Here is a 2,821-nt window from a genome sequence, read left to right as displayed (position 1 = left end):
ATCGGGCCGGTGGCCTGATCGATGGTTTTCAGCAGGATCGAGAGACTGAGTTTTTTTCCGGTTGCCATAGTGCTTTTTCCGTAACGTTACGAAAAAACCCGGCACGATGCCGGGTGTTGGGAAGAAGGGTGTCCGGCGTGACCTCCGCTACCGCTACATTTACACGCCGGACACGGCGCAGCGGTACGAGGACTGGGTTAATGCCCGAGATAGCTGGACCAGGCATCTTGAGTTGCAGGATCGGCAGCCGGTGCTCCGGATCCGGCAACAGCGCCGCCTGGATCGGGGATGAAACATTGTTTCGCGGGCGACGGCTTGGCCGCGGTCGGGGCTGCGGCTTCCGGCAGCCGGGTGTCGGAGCGGCCCAGGGCCCGATCCCACATAGCCTGAATCCCGTCGCTTTCGGTTTTCTGAGGGTCTTCGGCCCGCGTCAACGGCTCAGCGGATCCCTGAAGCCCATACAGCAATGCCGGCTTAACGTCCGCGTTGGTCACGCCGGTCCAAGCCAGCTGGCCGGCTGAATCGGCAATCAATTTTTCCGTCTGCTCGGCCGCGCCTTCGCCAAATCTGCGATAAAGCGACACACGGCCATCCGGGTGCGTGCGCTGAACCACCATGAAAACGGTGTCTTGGGGTCTCTTAGCCATTACGCTGCCTCCTCAAAACTACCCAAAACAACAGCCACGTTGATTTCTCGCCGTCTCGGAAAAACCTGGCCGTGCTCGCGCTCCCAGTCGCAAATGAGCCGCTCCTCAGCGAGTTCCAGGTCGAACAGCATCTGCTCCAATTCGAGCTTGCGGCCGGCGCGTTCGGCCAGCGGCGGACCGGGTTCGACGGTCTGGTAGAACTCCGCAATCAGCGCGTGCAGGCGATGCTCCATCGCCTCGGGGAACAGTCGACACATGATTTGCGTCAAGTCGCCACTGGAGCGCAAAAGATCCGACCCCCTATACCCCGGCCGACAAAACCGGCCGACGCTCAGGTCGGCGTGCCGCGCCTGAGCCCGAACGGCGTCGCTGGCTTGCTTGCAGGCCTCTTCGTACGGCAGGGGCGCGCCCGCAAGCCACTCGATTTTTTCTTTCGCGGCGGCGATCTCGTTGCGGATTCGCGCCAGCTCGGTATCAAAATTCGTGGTTTTCGCCATGTCTTATTTTCTCCAAAAACCGAAAATACCGCCCGTCGGAGCCGACGCGGCAGCCTGGTCGGGTGGTGCATACCCGGCATGGGCTCGGCCGACATCGCTGCCGGCATCCGGCAGAGTGGCCTCGTTTGCCAAGCGGGCGGTTTGATTGGGTGTCCGGCGTCCGTATTGCCGCGCGAAATCGCGTAGCGCCGGCAGGCAAGCGCTCAGAGATTCCCATCGCTGGTGCGCGCGGCGGTGCTCGGCGTCGAGTTCGCCAAACCGGGCCCTGAGGTCGGCGACGGCGGCCACATGACGGAGCCACGGGCTCAGGCTCTCGGCATGGTGGGTGGTTCCGTCCGTCGTCCATCCAACCGTCTGAACGGTTGCGGGGAGCTCCGGGAGCTTCGGGGAGCAGCCGCGATCAAGCCAGTCGTGGATAGGGCCGCGAATATCCGGCGGAGCCGAGTAGCTGTCTCGCCTCAGTTGGTCGCGGCGGCGATAAAAATCTGAACGGGCCTCGTCTCGGCGCTCCATGACGGACAGGAGCACGGCGTGCGCTTGACGGCTTGCCTCTTCGAGGCGATTCAATTTTGAAAAATTGATGTTCATGGTGGTTTGCGGCCCTCCGGTTCGTTGGATTGGGGACCATTCTCCGCCGGCTGTCACTCGAAGAGAATGGGGGTGCTTTTCGAGTGGGGCGAAATCACGGGGAGGACGACCGGGGCGCCGTTGCTGCCGTTTTCGTTTCAGACTGCACACCGATACATGGTTATCGCAAGCAACTCGGTCATCGCAAATGTCGTCCATGGACGACATTTGCCACCATCCTGGCGCACGCTCTACGAATCGCCCTTGGTCAGTATCGTGTAAATGGCCCCTACCGAATAACTAACCTCCCCGTTCCTGAGCTGGAAAAGCCCGAATAGGTGCCGCTCAATGCCGTCCAGGGTGTCCGGCGGGGTATCGAGACCTTGCAGCCGGCTCCACCGGTAGCGCCTGAACGCGGCGATTTCCTTCAACAAAGACTCCGCTCGGCTCCAAGGGGTAGGCGCCGGGATCAAGTCCGCCGCTTGGCGTACAAGGAGCTTAGCCTTGCGTTGACGGACCGCATCCCGCCAGCTCCGGCCGGGAAGCTCCGTCAGCCGCAAGGCTCGCTCCAGGGGTTGCCCCGTTTCAATGGCGTCCCGAAGGCCACGGCGTATCCAGTCGGCAAGCTCGGGCGTTATCGGCTCGCCATCGATCAGCGCCGCCAGATCGTCAACGGCGATCACGCCGACCTCCGTCAGCGAGCCAACCAAGCGCCTCGGCAGTCCAGCCGCCCCCAAGCCGTCGGGCAACGGCCTCGACCTCGATGGGCGACATTTCGCGCAAGAGCATCGCCGCCGTCTGCCGCAAGGCATCGATTCGCCGGTCCAGCTCCCGCGCTCCGTCAATCAGCTCGGCGGCGGTTTCGATGGTTTTTGTCACGGCGCAACCCTATTGATTGCCGGACCAGTCGCGGCTGTCGTCGGTTAGGGTGTTGCAGATTGCGTGCAGCTCGGCCCGGATCGCGTCACGCAACCGGCATTCGAGCGGCCAAGGCTCGGTGACGGCGGCCAGTTCCGGCGCAAGCCTCGACGGCAAGGTTTCGACGAGCGCATCGCGCAGGACTCGCGCCGTCTGGAACGAGGCTCGTTCGTAGCTGGCGCGATCGATCAG

The 2,821-nt window shown here is 62.9% G+C and carries 6 protein-coding genes; all 6 read right to left on the bottom strand.

Annotated elements, in window-relative coordinates:
• Window positions 1-197 precede the first annotated feature (197 nt).
• Window positions 198-647, bottom strand: coding sequence for a hypothetical protein (locus tag ABJK70_RS23055; protein ID WP_347259264.1), 450 nt, complete (start codon window positions 645-647; stop codon window positions 198-200).
• Entirely contained in the window at window positions 647-1,144 is a 498-nt protein-coding gene (locus ABJK70_RS23050; protein ID WP_347259263.1) for a hypothetical protein, read from the bottom strand. Before ABJK70_RS23050 ends, ABJK70_RS23055 begins: the two co-directional genes overlap by 1 nt.
• A gap of 3 nt (window positions 1,145-1,147) precedes the next feature.
• Complete coding sequence (locus ABJK70_RS23045) at window positions 1,148-1,732, bottom strand: hypothetical protein (RefSeq protein ID WP_347259262.1); 585 nt, start codon at window positions 1,730-1,732, stop codon at window positions 1,148-1,150.
• A 230-nt stretch (window positions 1,733-1,962) separates the two neighbouring features.
• Window positions 1,963-2,394, bottom strand: a complete 432-nt coding sequence (locus tag ABJK70_RS23040) for a hypothetical protein (protein WP_347259261.1) — start codon at window positions 2,392-2,394, stop codon at window positions 1,963-1,965.
• Window positions 2,381-2,590, bottom strand: coding sequence for a hypothetical protein (locus ABJK70_RS23035; RefSeq protein WP_347259260.1), 210 nt, complete (start codon window positions 2,588-2,590; stop codon window positions 2,381-2,383). The genes ABJK70_RS23040 and ABJK70_RS23035 overlap by 14 nt, the downstream gene beginning before the upstream one ends.
• Before the next feature lie 9 nt (window positions 2,591-2,599).
• On the bottom strand, window positions 2,600-2,821 hold a 222-nt coding region (locus ABJK70_RS23030), incomplete at its 5' end, for a hypothetical protein (protein WP_347259259.1).

This window comes from Methylocaldum sp. (genome assembly GCF_039794385.1).
Taxonomy (GTDB): domain Bacteria; phylum Pseudomonadota; class Gammaproteobacteria; order Methylococcales; family Methylococcaceae; genus Methylocaldum.
Note: the sequence above shows the minus strand (reverse complement) of the source record. Positions and strands in the feature narration are given on the sequence as shown.